Genomic DNA, 20593 nt, shown 5'->3' with positions numbered 1-20593 from the left:
TAGCGTTGGTGGATGGAGCCTTCCCGGTCCAGCCGGCGCCGCGCCGCCGAGCGCACCAGATCCCGCCGCCGAAGCAGTGAGGCGGTACAGACGCGGCAGGTGGGCAACGTCGCCCTGCTGATGCCGCCGGCCCGGCCACCAGCCAGTGCCCTGGCCGCTTGCCTGGACAACCTCCAGCAGGAGTGGCGCCGCGAGGGCCATCTCGCCGCCCTGTGGCGGGAATGGCCGCGGATCGCCGGGCCCCAGCTGGCCCCCCACTGCCGTCCCCTGCAGCTGCAGGGAGGCCTGCTGACCGTGGGCGCTGCGCCGGGACCCTGGCTGCAGGCCCTCCAGTACAACCGCCACCAACTGCTCGGGTCGCTGCGGGGCGCCGGCTTCAGCGTCCGGGACGTGCGGGTGCAGCAGCACCACCCCAGCGCCCCCACCACGCCGGGGAGTCTCAACGAGGCAGAGGTGTGGGCCGCCCATCCGAGCCGCTGCGACGTGCACGGGATGGCCGACTGCCCCGCCTGCGGCCGGCCGGCGCCGGCCGGGGAGATGGCCCGCTGGGGCCATTGCAGCTTCTGCCGCCGAGCCGATCTGGCCTGATCCCCCCCTGGGTGTGGTGCTCAGGGGAGGTGGGGATCCGCGCCGGGCCCGAACAGCGCCCGCCAGGCCGCCTCCTGCTCCGCTGCGGCCTCGCTTCCCTCGAGGGGGAATCCGACCAGGAAGTCCTTGTCGGCGGCGGGGTCGTAGGGCCCCTGCTTGATCTCCATCATCACGGCGTCGGGCGAGAGGGCCACCAGGGTGTGGATGACGCCCTCGGCCAGCTCGATGCCGCGCAGGGGGCCTTCGGCGCTGATCCGCTCCCGCTGCAGCACCCGCCCGTTGGCATCGAGCAGCAGCAGCCCCACCGCCCCCTGCAGCACGAGAAAGCACTCGAAACCCTCGCCGGGCTCGGCGCGCCGGTGGCGGTGGGGCCGCACGTAGGTACCGGGCTGCAGCACATTCAGGAAGCGCTGCACCCGGTCGGTGGGGGCGTGGAAGTTGTGGTTGCGGCGCCGGCGAGGGGAGTCGGCGGCGGCGGCGGCCACCGCAGCGAAGAGGTCCTGGTCGATGCGCTGGAGAGGGGAGGGGGAGGCGGAGTCCATCGCAGGGGCGGCGACCGCCCGTGGGTTCGGCGGCGGCCCATCGATTGTGCGTCCCTCCAACGGCATGGACGTCATGGGCGCTGGTCCGCGGGCTCGGTGGCAGGCGGCCACGGGCACGGGGCTCCAGGAGGGCGGACATCGTGAGGTGGACCTCCAGCGAGCTGCCCAGGGCCGACAGCGGTTTCTCCCAGGGCAGGGACACCTCCAGGGCCGTGATCATGCGGCCGCTCCGGTTGCTGATCGTGAGCGCGTTGCGGGTGTGGTCCCGGAACGCCACGCCGGCGCCGATGGCCGCCGTCAGGCCCGCCGCCGTCGCCAGCGCCAGGCAGGAGCGTCGGGGGAGTCGGGGCACGGGCAGCCCACTGGCAGGGCCGGAGCCGGCGGCCGAGGTCGCGGGGTCCGTAGCCTTGGCCCGCTCGGCACCCTTCCGGCACCCGCAGGAGTCCGCCCTTGGCTGCAGCGCGCCACATCCTCCTCACCGGCGGCAACTCCGGCATCGGCTTTGAGGCCGCCGTACTCCTCTGCCGGGCCGGCCACCGGCTCACCCTGCCCTGCCGGGACCGGGCCAGCGCCGAGGCGGCCGGGCGCCGGGTGCTGGAGCGGGCCGGCGCCGGCACAGCCCCCGTTCCCGAGGTCTGCGACCTGGCGGATCTGGAGAGCGTGCGCTCCTGTGCCGCCGCCCTGCGGGCCCGGGGGGGGATTCCCATCGACACCCTCGTGCTCAACGCCGGCCTCCAGTACGCCGGCGCCAGCGAGCCGCGCCGCACGGCCCAGGGCCATGAGCTCAGCTTCGGGGTGAACCACCTGGGCCATTTTCTGCTGGCCCATCAGCTGGGGCCCCTGCTGGCGGCGGGCCGATCGCCGCGGCTGGTGGTCACCGCCAGCGAAGTGCACGACCCGGCCACCGCGGGGGGCAAGGTGGGGGCTGCGGCGGGGCTGGGCGAGCTGGCGGGCCTGGTGCCGGGCCAGGGGACCACGATGGTGAACGGCGCGGCTCCGTTCAACGCCGACAAGGCCTACAAGGACAGCAAGCTCTGCAACGTGCTGTTCGCCCGGGAATTCGCCCGGCGCCTGGAAGCGCGGGGAACGCCCGCTCCGGTGATCGCCTGGAGCCCGGGGCTGGTGATCCCGCCCACCAGCGAGGGTGGTTTCTGGCGCTACAGCCGCCAGTCGAACGAGCTGGGCCAGCGCCTGTTCGCCCTGGCGGCCCGCTCGCTGCTGCGCCTCACCGAGAGCGTCGAGAACGCCGGGGCGCTGCTGGCCGCCCTGGCCGTCGATGACGCCTACGCCACCAGTGGCTTCACCTACCTCCGCAACCGCGTCACGGCTCCAGGACGGCATGTGTTCGAGGCCAGCGCCACCAGCCCCGAAGGCCAGGACCCTGATCTGGCCCGGCGGCTCTGGGAGGCGAGTGCGGCCCTGGTGGGCGTGGAGGCCGATCAGCCTTGAGCGGCCGGCCCGATCGGCTGCTGTTCCTCCCCGGCGCCTCGGGCGACACCTCCTTCTGGCATCCCCTGGAGCAGCGGCTGGCCTGCCCCGCCGAGCGGCTGCACCTGGGCTGGCCGGGCTTCGGCGACACCCCGCCCCGGCCGGGGGTCAAGGGCTTCGATGACTTGCTGACCCTGGTGCTGGAGCCGCTGGATCGCCCCTGCGCCCTGATCGCCCAATCGATGGGCGGGGTGCTGGCCCTGCGGGCCGCCCTGGCCCGGCCCCGGCAGGTGACGCACCTGGTGCTGTGCGCCACCTCCGGCGGCCTGCCGATGGCGGACCTGGGGGCCGCCGACTGGCGGGCCGGCTTCCACACCAGCCTGTCCCATCTCCCCGACTGGTTCGCGACGGAAACGACGGACCTCTCCGGGCGCCTGAGGGAGGTGGCGGCACCCACCCTGCTGCTGTGGGGCGATGCCGACCCGTTCAGTCCGGTGGCCGCCGGGGAGCGCCTGGCCATGCTGTTGCCCGAGGCCCGACTGCACGTGATCAACGGAGGCGACCATGATCTCGGCCGGCATCACGCCGAACGGCTGGCGCCGCTGGTCGACGCCCACCTCACCCCACCATGAGCAAGACCACCAGCACGTACTGGAATCCGCTGGCGCCGGAGCAGGCCCATCGCTGGCGTTGGATCGAGGGGCTGGAGAACCAGGTGCAGGAGCTGGTGCTCAGCGAGGATCCAGACACCGGGGAGATCACCCGCCTCACCCGCTTCCTGCCCGGTGTCGACACCAGCGCTCTCGGGGGCAAGGCCCACCCCTTCCCCGAGGAGATCTTCATCGTGGCGGGGCGCCTGTTCGATGGGGCCTTCGGCCTGTGGCTGGAGAGCGGGCACTACGCCAGCCGGCCGCCGGGGGAGGTGCATGGCCCCTTCCGCACCGATGGGGCGGGCTGCCTGGTGCTGGATGTGTCCTTTCCCCAGCGGGGTGGGGAAGGATCGTCATGACGGGGGCGGGTGCAGCCTCTGGAGCTCGTCCTCCAGCGCAGCGATCCGCTGCTGCAACGGCCGCAGCTGGGCTTCCAGTTCCGCGGCGGTGAGCCGGGGGGTGATGAACTGGGGGCAGTTCCAGTCGAAGGCCTCCACCCGGATGCGGAAGAGGCGTTCCACCTCCCCCGCCGCCTGCGGTCCCAGCTGCTCCGCCAGCTGGGGATCATCAGCCAGCGGCACCACCTGCGCTTCCCCGTCGATCTTGAGCCGGCGACGGGCGGGGTAATCCATCAGGAACAGGGCCACCCGCGGATCGCGGCGCAGATGGCCGACGGTGAGCAACTGGCGATTGCCGCCGTAATCGGCGAACCCCAGGGTGCGCTCGTCGAGCACCCGCAGGAAGCCCACCGGCCCGCCCCGGTGCTGCAGGTAGGGGGCACCCGCCTCGGTGAGGCTGGCCAGGTAGAAGCTGTCGCGGGCGCTGATGAAGGCGATCTCCCTGGCACTGAGGCGATCGGACGCCGGGGCCGGGGGCACGCCCTGGCTCTGGCCATAGGCCTGGAGCTGGGCCTCACCCACGGCGGGGGTGAGGTGGCGATGCAGGTAGTGCTGGCTCATGGGGGATGGCTCCGTTCAGGCCTCCAGGCCCTTCATCGGCGCGTAGCCGGGCAGGGCCTTGATCCGCCCGATCCAGTCCCGCACCCGGGGGTAGGGGGTCAGGTCGATGCCGCCGTCCGGGGCCAGGGCCACGTAGGGGTAGACGGCGATGTCGGCGATGGTGGGGCGCTCGAGCTCCAGCCACAGCCGCGGGGTCAGGTGCCGCTCCAGCTGGTCGAGGAGGAAGGCGGCCTTCTCGGTGGCCCGCTCGATGGGGATCGCCTTGACGCCGAACAGGTGGTGCAGCCGGGCGCTTTCCGGGCCCTGCCGCACCTCGCCCGCGGCGGTGGAAAGCCAGCGCACCACCCGGGCCTGGCCGAAGGGATCGGCGGGCAGCCACTGGCCGTCCCCCTGGCGGGCCGCCAGGTAGAAGAGGATCGCCTGGGCGTCGGAGAGGGTGGTGCCGTCCTCCTGGAGCACGGGCACCTGGCCGAAGGGATTGAGAGCAAGGAAGGCCTCCCCCTTGTGCTCACCGGCCGTCAGATCGACGCGAATCCATGCGTAGTCGCATCCGAGCAGTTCCAGGAGCAGGCGCACCTTGTAGCTGTTGCCGGAGAGTTCGTGGCCGTGGAGCTTGAACATGGGCGCCAGGTGGTGGGGGGACAAAGTCCTTGGAAAGCCTGAGCAGACAGACCGGTCTGCATGCCCAAAGGTAGCAGACCTTTCTGTCTACTCATTAGATTGGGCGGACTGCAGCGGAATCCATGCCAGCGAGCGGCGCCACCGCCAGGTCCTCCGCCAAGCGGGACGCGCTGCTGGACACGGCCGAAGGGCTCTTCGCCCGCCATGGCTACCGGGCCGTGGGCATCGACACGGTGCTGGCCGCGGCCGGGGTGGCCAAGATGACCCTCTACAAGCACTTCCGATCCAAGGAGGAGCTGATCGCCGCCGTGCTGGAGCGCCGCGGCAACACCATCGCAGGGGGGCTCGCCGAGCGGATCGCCGCGGCGCCGGATGACCCTGGCGCGCGGCTGCTGGCGGTGTTCGAGTGGCTGGAGCAGGCCGTGCGCTCGCCGCAGTTCCACGGATGCCTGTTCATCAAGGCCGCCAGCGAGTACCCCGCCGCCGAGGATCTGCCTCGGCAGGCGGCCGAGGCCTTCAAGGGGGAGTGCCGCGAGCTGCTGGAAGGGCTCAGCCGTGATCTCGCCGTCGCCGACCCCGAGGGTCTGGCCCGCCAGCTGCAGTTGCTGTTCGAAGGCGCCCTGGTGGTGGCCTTCCTGCAGCGGACCCCCCTGGCCGCCGCCGATGCCCGCCGGGCCGCCGAAGCCCTGCTGGCTTCCGCCCCGCCAGCGGGCCAGGCCGGTGGGGGCCAGCGCTGACACGCGGTGGCGGGCGCCCTACAGGCGCCCTACAACCGGGGCACCGCCAGGATCGTTGCGCTGATGGCCAGGAACCGCCACCGCTGGCAGGTCCTGCTGGCGGCCGGGCCCTGCTGGGCAGATCCCTCGCCGAGAAGCTGCAGCGTCGGCTGGTCGGCCGCCACGTGGATCTTCATCTGATCGCCGAGGAGCCGACCGCCACGACGGCCCCAGGGGCCCACACCGAAGGCTGAACAGCGCCATCGGTGCGGCCAGGAAGCCAATGGAGGTCAGCTCAGCGCTCAGGGAGACCCTCGACGAACCCTCCGGTTCCCAGTGTGCGCAGCGTCGGTGGGCGCGACTTCGGGTCCACGCCGGGGAGATCATCGATGGGTCCCAGAGGATCTTCGTTCTCCAGCCAGTAGGTGGTCATCGCCCCGACCCCCTTGATCGGCAACTGTCCTCGCTCCTCCAGGCGATAGCGGTCCTGCAGTCGCTGGGCCATGGTTTCACTCACATGGATCCGGCCCGGCAGACCATGGCTCTCCATCCGGCTGGCGATGTTCACCGTGTCGCCCCAGAGGTCGTAGATGAACTTCCTGCTGCCGATCACACCAGCCACCACCGGCCCGCTGTGGATGCCGATGCGGAGCGACAGCCGCCCAACCTCCGGCGATCGGAACCCGGCGACCCAGGCCTGCATGTCGAGCGCCATGGCGGCGATCGCTTCGGCGTGGTGGGACGAGGAGGACGGCACACCCCCCACCACCATGTAGTTGTCGCCGATGGTCTTGATCTTCTCCAGCCGGTGGTCATCACTCAGCTGATCGAAGGCGGTGAACACACGGTTGAGCAGATCCACCAGGGCGTGGCACGACAGCCGTGACGACAGTTCGGTGAAACTGACGATGTCGGCGAACAGCACGCTCACATCCTCGTGGGATTCGGCAATGGTCTGTCGGCCCCGTTTCATCTCCTCGGCAATCGGGGCCGGCAGGATATTCAGCAACAGGCTGTCGGCACGGTCGCGCTCGATCTGGGCACTGCGCTCGGCCGTCACCCGCCGTTGCATCTCCGCCGAGGTGCGCAGGAAGGATTGGTTGAACGCCGCTTCCACCTCCCCCACTTCATCCTGTCGTCCGGGCGGCAGCAGGACGTGCTCCGGGTCCGGCGAGCCGCCCTGACCCAGGGCCTCTCCGGCCCGATCAAGCCGATCGCGCAACGCGAGGATCGGGCCGATCACCAGCCGATGGATCACCAGCATCGTGATCAGGGTGAGGAAGGCGGCGATCCCGAGCACGATCAGGGTGATGTTGAGGATGTAGCCCCGCAACCCCTCGAGGACGCTGTCGTCGGCATGGCGGATCACGAGCCGGTGATCGCCCCGCAGGCTGGCGGGCCCCCAGGCGGCGTCGTAGGCGCCGCTCAGGGGAAACCATCGCCCCGTGGCCCCCTCCAGCCCCGCGCCCGCCGGGGAGAACTCCGGGGCCATGCCGAATCGGCCCAGCAGCTCACCGGTGGAGTCCCGGTAGAGGGCCGCGCCCTCGATGGCCCGCACCATCGTCGGCCCCTGCAACCGGCGCACGGCGTCCAGCAGATCCGATGAGGAGCCCGCCTGGTCGTTGGCCACCAGCCATTCGACCTTCGCGTTCGTGACGGCGGCCAGCTGGTCGCCGAGACGCCCGGCCTGGCGCAGCACCGAGGGGATGAGCACCACCGCCTCCACCACGAGGAAGTTGAGGAAGATCCAGAAGGCGACCCGCCGCGACAGCCGCGACCGGGCCATGGCCAGCACCCGCACAACAGGTCGCGCCATGGCTGAGGGGAGAGACGTGCCTAGACCATGGTGGCATCGGCGCTCCGGCACCCGAGCAGACGCGCGGCCACCCGGAGGCCGGCCGGCCAGCCAGATGCAACGCTTCGCACCGATGGGGTGGCCCCCCGTCGGGCGCTGCCTAATGTCCCGGCAACTCCCCCCGAGCCATGGCCGTCTCTCTGATGCAGGATCCCAGCGGCGGATCCTCCCTGAAGGTGATCGAGGCCGTGAAGGAGGGCTGGCAGGCCTTCGCCCGGGCACCCTGGGTGTTCATCGGCTTCACCCTGCTGGCAGGGGCGCTGAGCAGCGTCTGCTCGCTGATCCAGGGCCAGGTGGATCCCGACGAGGCCGCCGTGATGACGACGGTGCAGCTGGTGCGCCTGGTGGTGGGCTCAATCCTGAGCGTGCTGGTGAGCCTGTGGAGCACCACGGGCCTGGTGCGCGGCGCCTGGAGCGCCCTCTCCGGCGGCAAGCCGGCCCTGGGCACCTTCACCCGCTGGGATGGGGCGGCCAGCTGGCGGCTGTTCCGCAACGGCCTGGCGCTGGGGATCCTGATGATCGCGATCCTGATGGTGGCGGCCCTGGTGGGGGTCGCCGCCGCCCAGCTCAACCAGATCCTGGCGGTGCTGCCGTTCCTGGCGGCCTTCACGGTGCTGATCTACCTGGCGGTGAACCAGAAGTTCCTGGCCCAGATCGCCCTGCTGGAGGGCCGCGGGCCGATCGACTCCATCACCCGGGGCCGCACCCTGCTCGATCCCCAGTGGGGCTCGGTGCTGCTGCTGGCCCTGGTGGAATTCGCCATCGTGCTGGTGGGCCTGCTGGCCTGTTTCGTGGGGCTGCTGGTGGCGGTGCCCGTGGTCCTGTGCACCAGCACGGCCGCCTACCGCCAGGTGTTCGGCAGCGAGGATCTCACCGGCCTGCTGGCGGAGCCTGCGGCCTGAGCCCGGCGATGCTGGGGGCCGATGCCTGCGGACGGATGGGCGAATGGTGGTCGGCTGCTTGCGGCCGAATCCGCCCTGACTACGCTTCCCTAGGCCAGGGAGGTTGACGGCGGCGGCCTCCTGTGGGTCGCGTAACCATCGCCGGCGATTCCGCTGACCCGACCAGGACCCTCCAGCCCCTCCGTTCTGCATCTCCTCCGAGCTCGCCCATGCTCCTTCCCCTTCACACCGGCGATGACGAGGCCACCGATCAGGAACCGCCGCCGGCCTTGATGGAAGAGCAGATTCTGGCGTCGTGGGTCGTGAACGCCGGCGCCTGGACCCGGGCCGTGCGCCGCGGCGAGATCCTCAGCCGCGTGCGGGTGACCAACGGGGCGATCCTGGAGGCGATCGCCGACTGCGCCCCTGCCACCCTGCTTGATCTGGGTTGCGGCGAGGGCTGGCTGGCCAACCACTGCGCCCGCCAGGGCATCGCCGTGCTCGGCACCGACGCGGTGGCCGAGCTCACCACCGCCGCCGCCGATGGTGCCCCGAACGGCTCCCGCTTCCAGACACTCTCCTACCAGCAGATCGGTGCCCGCGTCCTCAAGGAGCGCTTCGACGTGGTGGTGGCCAACTTTTCCCTGCTCGGGAATCGCAGCCTCGATGAGCTGTTCGCGGCGCTGCCGGCGCTGCTGGCCCCCCAAGGCAGCGTCCTCGTCCAGACGCTGCACCCGATGCTGATCTGCCCCGACCACCCCTACAAGGACGGCTGGCGGGAGGGCGTCTGGGCTGGCTTCTCCCCGTCCTTCCGCACGCCCGCACCCTGGTTCTTCCGGACGCTGGAATCCTGGGTGCAGCTGTTCCAGCGCCATGGCCTGGTCGTGCGGGAACTGCGCGAGCCAATCGATCCCCTCAGCGGCCAGCCCGCCTCGGTGATCTTCCGCGCCACCGTTTGACCCAGGCAACCGTTTGGACCGACGCCCGACTCACCGCCGCCCGCCGGTTCAGCGCAGGCAGGCCATCGGATGGCGCGGCGCCACCCCCAGGGCCTTGGCCACCCCCGGGTGGCACACCGCCCCATCCACTGTGTTCAGGCCGCTGAGCAGCTCAGGCCGGTCGGTGACCGCCTCCAGCAGGCCCCGTCCGGCCATCACCAGGATGTAGGGCAGGGTGACGCTCACCAGCGCCTCGGTGGAGGTGAAGGGAACGGCACCGGGCATGTTGCCCACGGCGTAGTGCTGCACCCCATGGATGGTGACCACCGGATCGGTGTGGGTGGTTTCGCGGCTGGTGGCGATGCAGCCGCCCTGGTCGATGGCCACATCCACGATCACCGACCCGGGCCGCATGCGCTGCACCAGCTCCTCGCTCACCAGGGTGGGGGCCCGGCCACCGGGCAGGAGCACGGCGCCGATCAGCAGGTCGGCCCCCGGCACCAGCCGCTCGATCAGGCTGCGGCTGCTGACCAGGCTGGTCATGCGGCCGCGGCGATCGGATTCCAGGCCCCGCAGGCGGTGGGGCGAGCGATCCAGCAGGAACACCTCCGCATCCATCGCCGCGGCGATGCGGGCGGCGTTCCAGCCCACGGTGCCGGCCCCCAGCACCACCACCCGGGCCGGCCGCACGCCGGTGCACCCCCCCATCAGCACACCCCGTCCCCCATGGGGCTTCTCCAGCAGGTGGGCCCCCACCTGGGCCGCCAGCCGTCCGGCCACCTCGCTCATCGGGGCCAGCAGGGGCAGGCTCCCGTCCTCGAGCTGCACCGTCTCGTAGGCCACCGCTGTGGTGCCCGCCTCCAGCAGGGCCCTGCCCACCTCGGGGTAGGCCGCCAGATGCAGGTAGGTGAACAACACCAGGTCGCTGCGCAGGAAGGCGAATTCCTGTGGCTGCGGTTCCTTCACCTTCACCACCAGGTGGGCGGCCCAGGCCTCCTCGCAGCTGACGATGCGGGCCCCGGAGGCGCGGTAGTCGTCGTCGCTGATGCCGGCCCCCAGGCCCGCCCCCTCCTGGACGCGCACCTCCATGCCCTGGGACACCAGTTCATGGACGCCGTCGGGGGTGAGGGCCACCCGCTGTTCGTCGCGCTTGATCTCCGTGGGCACACCGATGCTCGCCATCGGGGAGGCCAGGGGTGCCGGGCCGGGAGCTGGCATGGGGCAGGAAGGATTGCCGCCCGGAGGCGATCGTCGGCAAACCCTAGGCCGAGGCGATGGGCATCCGCCAGCCAGTGCCGAAGGCCCGGTCGCTCACCTTGAGCACCGGAGCCGCCTGGCGCCGCTTGAACTCGGCCCGTCGCAGCAGTCCGGCCACCCGGGCCACCAGCGCCGGATCGGCCCCATCGGCCACCAGTTCCTCCGGGGTGCGCAGCTCCTCGATCGAGGCCTTCAACAGGGGGTCGAGCACCCCGTAATCGGGCAGGGAATCGCTGTCGCGCTGGTCGGGACGCAGTTCGGCGCTGGGGGGCTTGCTGCGGATCGCCGCGCCGATCAGCTCGCCGTCGCTCGGCAGGCCGAGGGCCGCCCGGCAGGGGCCGGAGGCCTCGCCATCCAGCCACTCACAGAGGCCGAAGACGGTGGTCTTGTAGAGATCGCCGATCACCGAGAGTCCGCCGTTCATGTCGCCGTAGAGGGTGCAGTAGCCCACCGCCAGCTCCGACTTGTTGCCGGTGGAGAGCAGCAGGCCCCCCTTCTGGTTGGCCACCGCCATCAGCAGCGTGCCGCGGATGCGGGACTGCAGGTTCTCCTCGGTGACCCCGGCCGGGGGCGCCCCCAGGGCGGGCGGAAGGGCGGCGGCGAAGGCCTCCATCAGCGGTGCGATCGGCAGGGTGGCGGTGGCCAGACCGAGCCGCCGGGCCAGGCCGTCGGCATCGTCGAGGGAGCCGGCCGAGCTGAAGGGGGAGGGCATGCGCAGCACCTCCACCCGGGCGGGGCCAAGGGCCGCGGCGGCGATCACCGCCACCAGGGCCGAATCGATGCCGCCGCTCAGCCCCAGCAGGGCCCGCTGGAAGCCGCACTTGGCGGCGTAGTCCCTCACCCCCAGCACCAGCACCCGCAGCAGCTGTTCCCAGGGGTCCGGCGGCGGCGCCACCGGGGCGGGGGTCGCCGGCCAGAAGGCCAGGTCCTCGGCGGCGCAGGCCAGGCGCAGCACGGGCTGGCCGATCCGGTCCACCACGAAGCTGGCGCCGTCGAAGACCAGCTCATCGTTGCCGCCCACCTGGTTGAGATAGACCACCGGCACCCCGAGCCGGGCCGCCGCCCGGGCCGCCAGCCCCTGACGCACCTCCCCCTTGCCGCGGCCGAAGGGGGAGGCCGAGAGGTTGAGCAGCAGGTCGATCGGCCGGGACGCCAGGTCGGCGATCGGGTCGACCGCATCCGGCCAGCGGCTGCGCAGGTTCTCCTCCACCCAGAGGTCCTCGCAGATGGTCAGCCCCAGGCGCCAGGGGCGGCCTCCCGCTTCCAGCTCCAGCACCGCGGGAGCGTCGCCGGGCAGGAAGTAGCGGCGTTCGTCGAAGACGTCATAGCTGGGCAGCAGGCGCTTGCGGCAGACGATCCGCCAGCGGCCCCGCTCCACCAGGGCCAGGGCGTTGTGCAGCCCGGGCTGGCGCCGGCCGGCCACCGGCTCGGCCACCCCCACCAGCAGGGCCAGTCCGTCTGGGCAGGCCGCCGCCAGGGACGCCAGGACCCGCTCCTGGCGCTGGATCAGGGCGGGCCGCAGCAGCAGGTCCCGGGGCGGGTAGCCCCACAGCGACAACTCAGGAGTGAGCAGCAGGTCGGCGCCGCCGGCGCGGGCCCGCTCGGCGGCCGCCAGGATCCGCCGGCCGTTGCCCTCCAGGTCGCCCACCAGGGGATTGAGCTGGGCCAGGGCGAGGCGCATCAGGGCTCGGAGAGGCCGTAGAGATTGTGCTGCAGCAGCACCGGCCAGAGTTCGGACGGTACCTGGGTCGGATCGGGCTGGGCCCGGATCCGGGAACTGGCGCTGGGGGGGATCGCCAGGGGCAGCAGGTCGACCGTCGCCCCCAGCCCCCGCAGCCGCTCCAGATCCGTCACCTCCAGCGGCCAGCCCTGGCGGCGGGCGATGCCGAGCCGGCAGCCGCGCAGCAGCTCCTCGGCCCGCCGCCAGCGATGGATCTGACCGGCCAGGTCGCTGCCCACCACGAAGACCAGCTCCCGGTCGGGCCAGCGGGCCCGGGCGCGCTCCAGGGTCTCCACCGCCCAGGGGCTGCTGAGCTCCTGGTCCAGGCGGAGCCGCGGGTCGTCGATGGCGGCCACCAGGGCAGCCAGCAGGGCCGAGCGCACCTCCAGGGGGGCGCCGTGGTGCTTGAGCGGGTTGTCGCTGGCCCAGGTGAGCACCTGGGGAAACAGGCCCAGCAGCCCCTCCAGCAGGGCCCGGTGGCCGCGGGTGGGGGGATCGGCGCTGGTGCCGAACAGGGCGAGACAGGTCAACGGGGCGTCACCGCTGGCGCTCGTCACGGCTGCAGGCCGCCACCGGCGCTGCCCTGACCCCCCTGCTGCTGCCATTCGCTCAGCCAGCGCCGGGTCTCCGGATCCTGCCGCACCAGCCGGCGCAACAGGGCCCCCGGCTGGCCCGCGGCGGTGGCGGCGCGCAGCAGCTCGGCGGCGGCCAGCCGGCCCGTGCGCCGGGTGGTATGCACCGCCAGGGCCGCCTGGGCCAGCGCCACCGGCGCCGCCGGCGCCAGGCTCAGCCCGCCACTCAGGGGCGCCGCCACCAGCAGCAGCTGGCGCAGGCCGCCCAGCAGCAACTGCAGGCCCAGCTGGGCGCCCCCCAGCAGGGCGTTGTGGCCGCCCAGACGGGCCAGCAGGGAGCGGGCGCCGCTGCGGGTCATCGGCAGGCCGTAGAGCTGGCAGAGCTGCACCACCAGGGCGCTGTCGCAGGCCAGACCACCGGCCAGATCGAGCAGCATCAGGGGGTTGGCCGCCACCCCGGTGGCCTTGAGGGCCGCAAAGCGGCCGATCAGGCCCTGGGCCTGGCGGCGGCCGTGGCGCAGCCGGCAGCGGTGCAGGGACTGGCTGAAGCGGTCGGCGGCCCGCAGGGCGTTGAGGGCCAGCAGCAGCTCCCCGTGGCGCTCCAGCAGGCCGGTGAGCTCCCGGCGCAGGGGCTCCACCCGGGGCGGGGCCGCCTCGCTGCGCACGCGGCCGTCGGGGCGCAGACGGGCCTCCCGGGGAGCAGCCGCCACGGGCAGGGGCCGCAGCTGGCGGGCCCCCGGCGGCAGGCGCCGGCCGATGCTGGCCAGCAGGCCGTCCCGCTCGGCCTCCGGCCAGCAGTCGCTGCGGTTGAGCACCAGCAGCAGGGGCTTGCCGGAGGCCAGCAGGTCGTCGAGGGCCTGGGCGTCCATCACGGTGAGATCGCTGTCGATCACCAGCAGCACCAGGTCGGCGCCCACCGCCACCCGGGCCGCCAGGCGGGAGCGGGCGGCGGCGGCGATCTCGTCGATGCCGGGGGTGTCCACCAGGTCGACCCCCTCCAGGCCAGCCACGGGCTGGCCCCAGGCCCGTTGCTGCTGGCGGCGGGTGCAGCCATGGGCCACGTCGGTGGCGAAGTGGTCCTCGCCGAGCAGGGCATTGAGCAGGCTCGACTTGCCCACCCCCACCCGGCCGAACACCGCCACCCGCGGCCGACGGCGGCGCAGGCGCTCCAGCTGGCGGTCAAGGCTGGCCAGCTCCGGAGCCAGGGCCGCCTGCTCCCGCCCGCTGAGCACCAGCCCCGCGCGCCAGCGGGCCAGCAGCTGGCGGCAGCGCTCGGCGGCGGGGGGGGCGGCGAGCGCCGGAGCCGGTGACGGTGCCGCCGTCGTCACGGGGCGGTCTCCGCAGCGGAGGCGGGCCGGCGCCACCAGCCCGCCAGCACGGCCAGCACCGCCTCGGGCCCGATCACCCCCACGAAGCCGCCGAACTCATCAACCACCACCCGCACCCCGGAACCGTTGCGGCGGAAGCTGGTGAGCAGCCGGTCAGCCCGGATCATCTCCGGTACGAACTCCACCGGTTCGCAGAGGTCAGCGGCCTGGCTTCCCCCCCTCCCCTCCACCAGGGCGGTGAGCAACTGCTCGCGGCTGGCCACCCCCAGCACCTCGTCCACCTCCTCCCCCAGCACCACCCACCAGGCGGTGGTGTGGCGCAGCAGGGTGGAACGCTGCTCGTCGAGACTCTGGTGCCCGGCCAGCGTGGGGGCCGACACCCGGGGCAGCATCAGGTCCCGGGCGGTGAGGTCGTTCAGCTGGAACACCTTGGCGATCATGGCGGCCTCATCGGCCTCGATCTGACCCTGCTGGGAACCGAGGCGGGCCAGCAGGCGGATCTCGTTCTCGTCGGTGCTGATCTCGTTCTCGGCCGTGATCGCCGGCAGGATCCGCTCCAGCAGCAGCACCAGGGGCAGCAGCAATGTGGTGAACAGTCCCAGCCCGGGGGCGACGGCCAAGGACACGGGCAGGGCCAGCTTGCTGCCGATCGCCTTGGGCAGGATCTCCCCCAGCAGGATCACCAGCACCGTGAGGGCCACCGAGAACAGGGGCAGGGCTGGGCCGCTGATGCCGTGACGGGCGAAAACGGCACTGGCGAAGCCTCCCACCATCAGGCTGCCGAAGATGTTGAACATGTTGTTGGCGATCACCAGCACCGCCAGGGTGCGGCCGAGGCGCTGACGCAGGGCCGCCAGCCGCCGGGCCCCCGCCACCGGCCGGGGGCGACTCGCCAGTTCCTGCACCTTCACCGGGTTGACGGTGAGCAGGGCCGCCTCCACCCCTGAACACAGAAAGGACCCCATCAGCATCCCGACCACCGCCAGCACCAGGAGCAGGAGATCGTTCATCCGCGGCTGATCGAGACAGACAGGAGCGGCACGTGCAGGTTCAGGGGGATCACGTGTATTTAATCGGCTGTGCCATCTTCTCGCTGTCCGTCCCTTCGCTTCGATGCCCCTCACCCCCCCGATCGACCCCGCCCTGCTGGCCCGCCGTCGCCAGCGGTTTCTGCAGCAGCTGGGCGGCGCGGCCGCGGTGATCCCGGGGGCGACGCTGGTGACCCACCACGCCGACGTGGAGCACAGCTTCCGCCAGAACAGCGACTTCTGGTACCTCACCGGCTTCGATGAGCCCGGTGCCGTGGCCCTGTTCCTGCCCCACCGGCCCGAGACCCCCTTCGTGCTGTTCGTCGAGGCGAAGGATCCCGGGGCCGAGGTGTGGAACGGCTTCCGCTGGGGCTGTGACGGGGCCGTCAGCCACTTCGGCGCCGATCTGGCCCATCCCCGCAGCGAGCTGGCCGAGCGGCTGGCGGAGTACCTCGAGGGCGCCGAGGGGATCGCCTTCCGGGTGGGGCGCCATCCCCAGGTGGAGCCCCTGGTGCTGGCCGCCTGGGGGCGCCAGCTTGATCGGGCCCCCCGCAGCGGCAAGGCCGCCCTGGGCCTGGTGGCCCCCTGCCCGCTGCTGCACGAGCTGCGGCTGCGCAAGGAACCCGAGGAACTGGCCCGCCTGCGGGAGGCCGCCCGCATCTCCGCCGAGGCCCATGAACTGGCCCGCCAGGTGGCCCGTCCCGGCCTCAGCGAACGGCAGGTGCAGGCCGTGATCGAGCAGCATTTTCTTGAGCAGGGGGCCCGCGGGCCTGCCTATGGATCCATCGTGGCCGGGGGCGACAATGCCTGCGTGCTGCACTACACCGCCAACAGCGGCCGGCTCCGGGATGGCGACCTGCTGCTGATCGACGCCGGCTGCAGCCTCAGCGATTACTACAACGGCGACATCACCCGCACTTTCCCCGTCAACGGGCGCTTCAGCGGCGAGCAGCGGGCCCTCTACGAGCTGGTGCTGGCCGCCCAGGAGGCGGCGGTGGCGGCGGTGGCCCCGGGCCAGACCGCCGAAGGGGTGCACGACACCGCCGTGCGGGTGCTGGTGGAAGGGCTGGTGGAGCTGGGCCTGCTGAGCGGCGCCGTGGACGGTCTGATCGAGCAGGGCTCCTACCGCCATCTCTACATGCACCGCACCGGCCACTGGCTGGGGCTGGATGTCCACGACGTGGGCGCCTACCGGCTGGGCGAGCACCACGTGGCCCTCGAGCCGGGCATGGTGCTGACAGTGGAGCCCGGCCTCTACGTCAGCGACCGGCTGGCAGTGCCGGAGGGCCAGCCCGCCATCGAGGAGCGCTGGAAGGGCATCGGCATCCGCATCGAGGATGACGTGGCGGTGACCGACCACGGCCACGAGGTGCTCACGGCCGCCGCCCTCAAGGCGCCGGCGGCGATGGAGCGCTGAACAGCGCCAGCACCTGGCGGGTGGAACCCAGGAGGCGGTCGGCCCCCGCCTGGCGCAGCTGGTCCTCGTAGCGGCGGCGCTCGGCCTCCCGGCCGGTTTGCTGCAGGTGGGGCGGCGCCACGGCCAGGGCCTCGAAGCGCTGGCCGGGCACCTCAAGGCGGGCCCGGCGCACGGTCTCCACGTCGGCCACGGTGTCGCCCAGGTAGGCCACGGGCGGGGCTCCGGCCCCCAGGGGCACGCGGGCCAGGGTGGCCGCCAGGGCCAGCAGACCGGTGGGGTCGGGCTTGTCAGGGGCCTGACCCATGGCGAGCAGGGGCGGCGCCGTCAGCTGCAGCCGCTGCTCCAGCACGAAGCGGGCGGAGGGGGGCTCGGCGCCGCTGACGAAGCCCCAGGCGATCCCCTGGGCACTCAGGGCCGCGAAGAAGGCGCTGTCCACCAGCAGGGGCTCGCTGCCGATGAAGCCGCGCCAGAGAGAGGGGTCTCCTTCCGGGTCGCCGCCGAAGTAGTGGTCGCTGAACACCGCCACCAGCCGATCCCAGGCGGGCAGGGGATCGGTGCCGTGGCGGCGCAGCAGCTCCATCGAGGCGTGCCAGTCGTTGTTCCAGCGGCCCTCCCCCTTGAGGGCGTCGATCACGGCGCTCTCCGGGCCCCAGCCGCTGAAATGGCGCACGGTCTCGACGATGGCGCGCCGGTAGCTGCCCGCCACATCCCTGATCACGCCGTCGATGTCGAAGAGGAGGACGGCGCGGGGGGCGGCGGAGGCGGCCAGTGGGGTTGCTGCGAATCGGCTGGTAGGTTAGGCAATTGCCGTTTCTCCTTGAGCGCCGAAACCGTGACAGCCCCTGAGAGTGCCGAGGCCGCTGCCCTGAGCGCCATCCCGGCGGCCATCGCAGCCGACACGACCGAAGGGCGTCCGGTGCTGCGCGGCGGCAGTGCCGCCCTGGCCACCGCCACCATCGACGAGGACGGGGTCCCTTCCGGCTACACCCCCAAGGCCGACGAGGGCCGTTTCCTGGTGAAGATCCTCTGGCTGCCCGACAACGTCGCCCTGGCGGTGGATCAGATCGTCGGTGGCGGCCCCAGCCCCCTCACCGCGTACTTCTTCTGGCCCCGGGAAGACGCCTGGGAAACCCTCAAGGGCGAGCTGGAGGCCAAGAGCTGGATCACCGACAACGAGCGGGTCGAGATCCTCAACAAGGCCACCGAGGTGATCAACTACTGGCAGGAGGAAGGGCGCGGCAAATCCCTTGAGGACGCCAAGGTCAAGTTCCCCGACGTCACCTTCTGCGGGACCGCCTGATCTCCGGGGCCTCAGGTCCCGGCCGCGTCACGCTCGAAGCCCTCGGCGGCCGCGGCCGTGTCCGCACTCCCGAAGAGGGCCGCGGCGATCGCCGGACTGATCGTGTGGTGGGCCAGGCCGGCGGCGGCCAGCCGGGCCAGATCCTGCGGCTGGCGCAGGCTGGCCACCAGTAGCCGCGTGCCGGAGCCCACCCCCTCCAGGGCCCGCTGCATGGCGATCAGCTCGCCGTGGCCATCACGGCCCAGATCGCTGATCCGCCCCACGTAGGCGGCGATGCCATCGGCCCCGAGGGCGGCGGCCACCAGCACCTGGGCCACCTCGTAGCAGGCCGTGAAGGTGACCGGAACACCTTCGGCGATCAGGTCCCGCGCCACCGCCACCCCCTGGCGGGTGATCGGCACCTTCACGTACACCCGCTGGCGATCGAGGGCGGCCAGGGCCCGGCCGTTGGCCAGCTGCTGCTCGGCATCGCCGCCCCAGGTCTGCAGGTGGATCTCCCGGCAGCCGAGGGCCGCGGCCCGCGCGCTCAGCTGCGCCAGGTGGTCGAGGGTGCAGGGCTGGCCGGCACGCCGCAGCAGGGTCGGGTTGGTGGTGACGCCCTGGAACAGGCCGCTGGGCAGCCAGCGCTCCCACTCCAGGGGATCGGCGCAGTCGAGCAGCAGACGCAGGGCCATGGGGTTCAAGGGGTGGGGGCGGCCGGAGCGACGGCCCACTGCCGGTCGAGGGCCTTCAGCAGGGCGGGGCAGGCGCCCAGCGCCCGCAGGGGGCGGCGGGGTTCGGCGGCGGCAGGTTGGGCCGCCGGGGGTTTCCCGCCACCCTGATCGACCGCCGGGAGATCGGCGGCGATCAGGGCGGCGAGGGGATCGGCGGCGGCCGCGGCCTTCAGGGGGGCGGGATCCTGGCGGCCCTGGCGCAGGGCCACGAACAGCTCGCGGCGGCGGCGCAGCTCCAGGGGAATGGCGGCCGGCTGGCCGCAGAGCCGTTCCACCTCGAGGCGGGCGGCCCGTAGCCCCGGTGAGCCCGGCGCCGCCGGCAGGGTCGGCGGGACGCGGGGCCAGTTCAGGGCCAGCCAGCTCCACCCCACGCCAGCCAGGGCCAGGCCGATGGCCACGGCACCGCCAATCGCCGGGCGCCGCTGCCGGGGATGGGGCGCCTCGGGCACCGGCGGGCAGGGCGCCGCCGGGGGTGCCAGGGCGACCCCTGCGACGGGCGGCGGGGGCGGGGATGGTGGCGGCCCGCCGCCTGGGCTCCAGACACGACCAACCGCCACGGTCACATCGTCGCCGCTGCCCTCGCGGCTGATCCGGTCCAGCGCCGCCGACAGGCTGCCGGCCACCTCGGGGTCCGCTTCGCCGTCGCCGCGGGCCAGCCAGGCCGCCAGGGTGAGGAAGTCGCCATCGGTGGCACAGGACTTGCGGATGCCGTCGGTGCAGAGCACCAGGGCGAAGTCGCCGGTGCCGCCTTCGAGCGGATGCAGGCCGGCCCGGCGGGCGAACAGGGAAGCGGCCCGGGGCTGGCAGAGGCTGCAGGTGGCCTCCCCGAGCGCCGTCGGCTCGTTCTCCTCCTCCAGCAGCCGGGCCGGGCCGTCCGCCTCCACCCGCACCAGATCCCAGTCGCCCAGGCCGGTGTGGCCCCACCAGCGGGGGGTCATCACCACCAGGCCCAGGGTGCTGCCATAGAGCAGGGACTCGAAGCGGCCCTCGCCCGGATCGCTCTGCCAGTGGGCCGCCACCGCCTCCAGCCAGCCGCGCTGGATCGCCTCGGGCAGGTCCCGCTCCAGCCAGCGGCTCCAGCCCTCCTCCCCCCCATCCAGGGCCCTGGCGGCCAGGGCGCCCTGCACCGCCGCCAGGGCCGTTTCGCAGGCCAGGCGGCTGCCCACCTCGCTGCGCCGGTAGCGGCGCCCGCCGTGGCCGTCGGCCACCGCCATCACCATCACCGGCTGCCCATCGAGGCCCCGGAGCTCACGGCAGAGCACGGCGTCCTGGCAGGGCCGGCCGGCGCGGCGGTGGGCGGCCCCGGTCCGGCTGGCACCGATCGGCGCCACCCAGCGGTTCACCACACCACGGGACCGACGTCGTCGGTGGGATCGAGCACGGTGGGGGGCAGATCCGGCAGGGGGATGTTGCCCGCCGCGGCTTCCAGGGGCGTCTCGCTCACCCGGCTGGCCGGCATCGAGGCCGCCCCCACCACCGCCGTCGAGGCCCACTGGATGTACTGGGCCAGGGAGGTGGCATTGCCCGCCTGCAGCGGACGGCGAGGGGATCGGCCCGCCGTCGCCGGCTCGGTGCCGATGAACCGCTGCAGCACCTCCAGGTCGGCGTCGTGGCCGAGGGCGATGGCCAGCCGCACCGCCTTCTGGGCCCAGGGCACCCGCCGCAGGGCTTCGAGACCGCCGGCGAAGTCATCGGTGGGCTGGCCATCGGAGATCAGCACCAGCACCGGCGGCAGGGCGCGCACCTCCATCGGCGGGGTCTGGAGCGCCGCCGCCACCAGCTGCAGGGCGGCCCCCATGGCCGTGATGCCGCCCGCCTGCAGATCACGCCACTCCAGCTGATCAACCGGCGTGGGGGTCTCGATGTGCCAGGCGGCATGGTCGGCGAAGCTCACGGCCCGCACCAGCACCCGCGCCTCCGGGTTGTCCCGGGCGACCGCCGCCATGCCCGGCAGCGACTGGCGGATGGCCTGGTTGAGGGCCTGCATCTTGCCCGAGGCCGCCATGGAGCCGGAGCAGTCGCAGAGGTAGAGGAAATGGAGCGGCCGGTTGGCCAGCTTGACGTCGGGGAACGGCATCTC

General features: G+C 72.8%; 23 protein-coding genes. 9 read left to right on the top strand and 14 right to left on the bottom strand.

Annotation, left to right across the window (positions count from 1 at the left end; all coding sequences use genetic code 11):
* Positions 1-12: 12 nt before the first annotated feature.
* Entirely contained in the window at positions 13-588 is a 576-nt protein-coding gene (locus tag VB738_RS07135; protein ID WP_323305081.1) for a DUF721 domain-containing protein, read from the top strand.
* 20 nt (positions 589-608) lie between these two features.
* Here VB738_RS07135 and VB738_RS07130 read toward each other — a convergent pair whose 3' ends face one another.
* Positions 609-1130 carry a WbuC family cupin fold metalloprotein gene (locus VB738_RS07130; protein ID WP_323305080.1) on the bottom strand — a complete coding sequence of 174 codons (522 nt, stop codon included), beginning with the start codon at positions 1128-1130 and terminating at the stop codon, positions 609-611.
* 450 nt (positions 1131-1580) lie between these two features.
* Between VB738_RS07130 and VB738_RS07125 the strand changes: the two genes are divergently transcribed.
* The 3 genes from VB738_RS07125 to VB738_RS07115 are packed head-to-tail and all read left to right on the top strand — an operon-like array spanning position 1581 to position 3567.
* A complete protein-coding gene (locus VB738_RS07125) occupies positions 1581-2579 on the top strand; it encodes an SDR family NAD(P)-dependent oxidoreductase (protein ID WP_323305079.1) in 999 nt (332 codons plus the stop codon).
* The gene (locus VB738_RS07120; protein ID WP_323305078.1) at positions 2576-3190 is read left to right on the top strand and encodes an alpha/beta fold hydrolase; all 615 of its coding nucleotides are present in this window, start codon (positions 2576-2578) and stop codon (positions 3188-3190) included. Before VB738_RS07125 ends, VB738_RS07120 begins: the two co-directional genes overlap by 4 nt.
* Complete coding sequence (locus VB738_RS07115; RefSeq protein ID WP_323305077.1) at positions 3187-3567, top strand: cupin domain-containing protein; 381 nt, start codon at positions 3187-3189, stop codon at positions 3565-3567. Before VB738_RS07120 ends, VB738_RS07115 begins: the two co-directional genes overlap by 4 nt.
* Here the strand turns inward: VB738_RS07115 and VB738_RS07110 are convergent.
* Positions 3562-4167 carry a pyridoxamine 5'-phosphate oxidase family protein gene (locus VB738_RS07110; RefSeq protein ID WP_323305076.1) on the bottom strand — a complete coding sequence of 202 codons (606 nt, stop codon included), beginning with the start codon at positions 4165-4167 and terminating at the stop codon, positions 3562-3564. The genes VB738_RS07115 and VB738_RS07110 overlap by 6 nt on opposite strands.
* A gap of 15 nt (positions 4168-4182) precedes the next feature.
* Positions 4183-4788, bottom strand: a complete 606-nt coding sequence (locus tag VB738_RS07105; RefSeq protein ID WP_323305075.1) for a glutathione S-transferase — start codon at positions 4786-4788, stop codon at positions 4183-4185.
* Positions 4789-4910: 122 nt separating this feature from the next.
* On the opposite strand from VB738_RS07105, the gene VB738_RS07100 reads away from it, so the two are divergent.
* Positions 4911-5525: a TetR/AcrR family transcriptional regulator gene (locus VB738_RS07100; RefSeq protein WP_323305074.1), complete on the top strand. Its 615-nt coding sequence runs from the start codon at positions 4911-4913 to the stop codon at positions 5523-5525.
* Between the two features lie 29 nt (positions 5526-5554).
* Here the strand turns inward: VB738_RS07100 and VB738_RS07095 are convergent, their stop codons facing one another.
* Positions 5555-5701 (bottom strand): hypothetical protein, encoded by a 147-nt coding sequence (locus VB738_RS07095; RefSeq protein WP_323305073.1) that lies wholly within the window; start codon positions 5699-5701, stop codon positions 5555-5557.
* Positions 5702-5799: 98 nt separating this feature from the next.
* Entirely contained in the window at positions 5800-7320 is a 1521-nt protein-coding gene (locus VB738_RS07090; protein ID WP_323305072.1) for an adenylate/guanylate cyclase domain-containing protein, read from the bottom strand.
* 167 nt (positions 7321-7487) lie between these two features.
* On the opposite strand from VB738_RS07090, the gene VB738_RS07085 reads away from it, so the two are divergent.
* Both VB738_RS07085 and VB738_RS07080 read left to right on the top strand, forming a co-directional pair.
* Entirely contained in the window at positions 7488-8261 is a 774-nt protein-coding gene (locus VB738_RS07085) for a hypothetical protein (RefSeq protein ID WP_323305071.1), read from the top strand.
* Between the two features lie 209 nt (positions 8262-8470).
* A complete protein-coding gene (locus VB738_RS07080; RefSeq protein WP_323305070.1) occupies positions 8471-9199 on the top strand; it encodes a class I SAM-dependent methyltransferase in 729 nt (242 codons plus the stop codon).
* A gap of 48 nt (positions 9200-9247) precedes the next feature.
* Here VB738_RS07080 and ald read toward each other — a convergent pair whose 3' ends face one another.
* The 5 genes from ald to VB738_RS07055 are packed head-to-tail and all read right to left on the bottom strand — an operon-like array spanning position 9248 to position 15065.
* Positions 9248-10396, bottom strand: coding sequence for an alanine dehydrogenase (gene ald / locus VB738_RS07075; protein WP_323305069.1), 1149 nt, complete (start codon positions 10394-10396; stop codon positions 9248-9250).
* Positions 10397-10439: 43 nt separating this feature from the next.
* On the bottom strand, positions 10440-12116 hold the full coding sequence (locus tag VB738_RS07070) for an NAD+ synthase (protein ID WP_323305068.1): 1677 nt from the start codon (positions 12114-12116) through the stop codon (positions 10440-10442).
* Positions 12116-12685, bottom strand: coding sequence for a nicotinate-nucleotide adenylyltransferase (locus tag VB738_RS07065; RefSeq protein ID WP_323305067.1), 570 nt, complete (start codon positions 12683-12685; stop codon positions 12116-12118). Before VB738_RS07065 ends, VB738_RS07070 begins: the two co-directional genes overlap by 1 nt.
* 23 nt (positions 12686-12708) lie before the next feature.
* A complete protein-coding gene (locus VB738_RS07060; protein ID WP_323305066.1) occupies positions 12709-14055 on the bottom strand; it encodes a GTP-binding protein in 1347 nt (448 codons plus the stop codon).
* Positions 14052-15065: a CNNM domain-containing protein gene (locus VB738_RS07055; RefSeq protein ID WP_323305065.1), complete on the bottom strand. Its 1014-nt coding sequence runs from the start codon at positions 15063-15065 to the stop codon at positions 14052-14054. Before VB738_RS07055 ends, VB738_RS07060 begins: the two co-directional genes overlap by 4 nt.
* Positions 15066-15168: 103 nt before the next feature.
* Here VB738_RS07055 and VB738_RS07050 point away from each other — a divergent pair, with 103 nt between their 5' ends.
* Complete coding sequence (locus VB738_RS07050) at positions 15169-16500, top strand: aminopeptidase P N-terminal domain-containing protein (protein WP_323305064.1); 1332 nt, start codon at positions 15169-15171, stop codon at positions 16498-16500.
* On the opposite strand, the gene VB738_RS07045 is transcribed toward VB738_RS07050, so the two are convergent.
* Positions 16472-17269 carry a TIGR01548 family HAD-type hydrolase gene (locus VB738_RS07045; protein WP_323305187.1) on the bottom strand — a complete coding sequence of 266 codons (798 nt, stop codon included), beginning with the start codon at positions 17267-17269 and terminating at the stop codon, positions 16472-16474. The two genes, VB738_RS07050 and VB738_RS07045, sit on opposite strands and share 29 nt — an antisense overlap.
* A 63-nt stretch (positions 17270-17332) precedes the next feature.
* Between VB738_RS07045 and VB738_RS07040 the strand changes: the two genes are divergently transcribed.
* Entirely contained in the window at positions 17333-17800 is a 468-nt protein-coding gene (locus VB738_RS07040) for a 30S ribosomal protein PSRP-3 (protein WP_416233158.1), read from the top strand.
* An 11-nt stretch (positions 17801-17811) separates the two neighbouring features.
* Here the strand turns inward: VB738_RS07040 and VB738_RS07035 are convergent, their stop codons facing one another.
* The 3 genes from VB738_RS07035 to VB738_RS07025 are packed head-to-tail and all read right to left on the bottom strand — an operon-like array spanning position 17812 to position 20590.
* Complete coding sequence (locus VB738_RS07035; RefSeq protein WP_323305063.1) at positions 17812-18474, bottom strand: transaldolase family protein; 663 nt, start codon at positions 18472-18474, stop codon at positions 17812-17814.
* A 5-nt stretch (positions 18475-18479) separates the two neighbouring features.
* Entirely contained in the window at positions 18480-19856 is a 1377-nt protein-coding gene (locus VB738_RS07030) for a protein phosphatase 2C domain-containing protein (RefSeq protein ID WP_323305062.1), read from the bottom strand.
* Positions 19853-20590 carry a vWA domain-containing protein gene (locus VB738_RS07025; protein ID WP_323305061.1) on the bottom strand — a complete coding sequence of 246 codons (738 nt, stop codon included), beginning with the start codon at positions 20588-20590 and terminating at the stop codon, positions 19853-19855. Before VB738_RS07025 ends, VB738_RS07030 begins: the two co-directional genes overlap by 4 nt.
* Positions 20591-20593 lie beyond the last annotated feature (3 nt).

It is taken from the genome of Cyanobium gracile UHCC 0139 (assembly GCF_034931325.1).
Lineage (GTDB): Bacteria > Cyanobacteriota > Cyanobacteriia > PCC-6307 > Cyanobiaceae > Cyanobium > Cyanobium gracile_B.
This window is presented reverse-complemented; position numbering and strand designations above follow the sequence as displayed.

What these genes read in the sequence shown, in the direction of transcription:
- ald (WP_323305069.1), bottom strand. Translation starts at nt 10,396, where the DNA reads ATGCCAGCTCCCGGCCCGGCACCCCTGGCCTCCCCGATGGCGAGCATC.
- VB738_RS07070 (WP_323305068.1), bottom strand. Translation starts at nt 12,116, where the DNA reads ATGCGCCTCGCCCTGGCCCAGCTCAATCCCCTGGTGGGCGACCTGGAG.
- VB738_RS07090 (WP_323305072.1), bottom strand. Translation starts at nt 7,320, where the DNA reads ATGGCGCGACCTGTTGTGCGGGTGCTGGCCATGGCCCGGTCGCGGCTG.
- VB738_RS07135 (WP_323305081.1), top strand. Translation starts at nt 13, where the DNA reads ATGGAGCCTTCCCGGTCCAGCCGGCGCCGCGCCGCCGAGCGCACCAGA.
- VB738_RS07115 (WP_323305077.1), top strand. Translation starts at nt 3,187, where the DNA reads ATGAGCAAGACCACCAGCACGTACTGGAATCCGCTGGCGCCGGAGCAG.
- VB738_RS07105 (WP_323305075.1), bottom strand. Translation starts at nt 4,788, where the DNA reads ATGTTCAAGCTCCACGGCCACGAACTCTCCGGCAACAGCTACAAGGTG.
- VB738_RS07095 (WP_323305073.1), bottom strand. Translation starts at nt 5,701, where the DNA reads ATGAAGATCCACGTGGCGGCCGACCAGCCGACGCTGCAGCTTCTCGGC.
- VB738_RS07130 (WP_323305080.1), bottom strand. Translation starts at nt 1,130, where the DNA reads ATGGACTCCGCCTCCCCCTCCCCTCTCCAGCGCATCGACCAGGACCTC.
- VB738_RS07055 (WP_323305065.1), bottom strand. Translation starts at nt 15,065, where the DNA reads ATGAACGATCTCCTGCTCCTGGTGCTGGCGGTGGTCGGGATGCTGATG.
- VB738_RS07080 (WP_323305070.1), top strand. Translation starts at nt 8,471, where the DNA reads ATGCTCCTTCCCCTTCACACCGGCGATGACGAGGCCACCGATCAGGAA.
- VB738_RS07085 (WP_323305071.1), top strand. Translation starts at nt 7,488, where the DNA reads ATGGCCGTCTCTCTGATGCAGGATCCCAGCGGCGGATCCTCCCTGAAG.
- VB738_RS07050 (WP_323305064.1), top strand. Translation starts at nt 15,169, where the DNA reads ATGCCCCTCACCCCCCCGATCGACCCCGCCCTGCTGGCCCGCCGTCGC.
- VB738_RS07035 (WP_323305063.1), bottom strand. Translation starts at nt 18,474, where the DNA reads ATGGCCCTGCGTCTGCTGCTCGACTGCGCCGATCCCCTGGAGTGGGAG.
- VB738_RS07025 (WP_323305061.1), bottom strand. Translation starts at nt 20,590, where the DNA reads ATGCCGTTCCCCGACGTCAAGCTGGCCAACCGGCCGCTCCATTTCCTC.
- VB738_RS07110 (WP_323305076.1), bottom strand. Translation starts at nt 4,167, where the DNA reads ATGAGCCAGCACTACCTGCATCGCCACCTCACCCCCGCCGTGGGTGAG.
- VB738_RS07100 (WP_323305074.1), top strand. Translation starts at nt 4,911, where the DNA reads ATGCCAGCGAGCGGCGCCACCGCCAGGTCCTCCGCCAAGCGGGACGCG.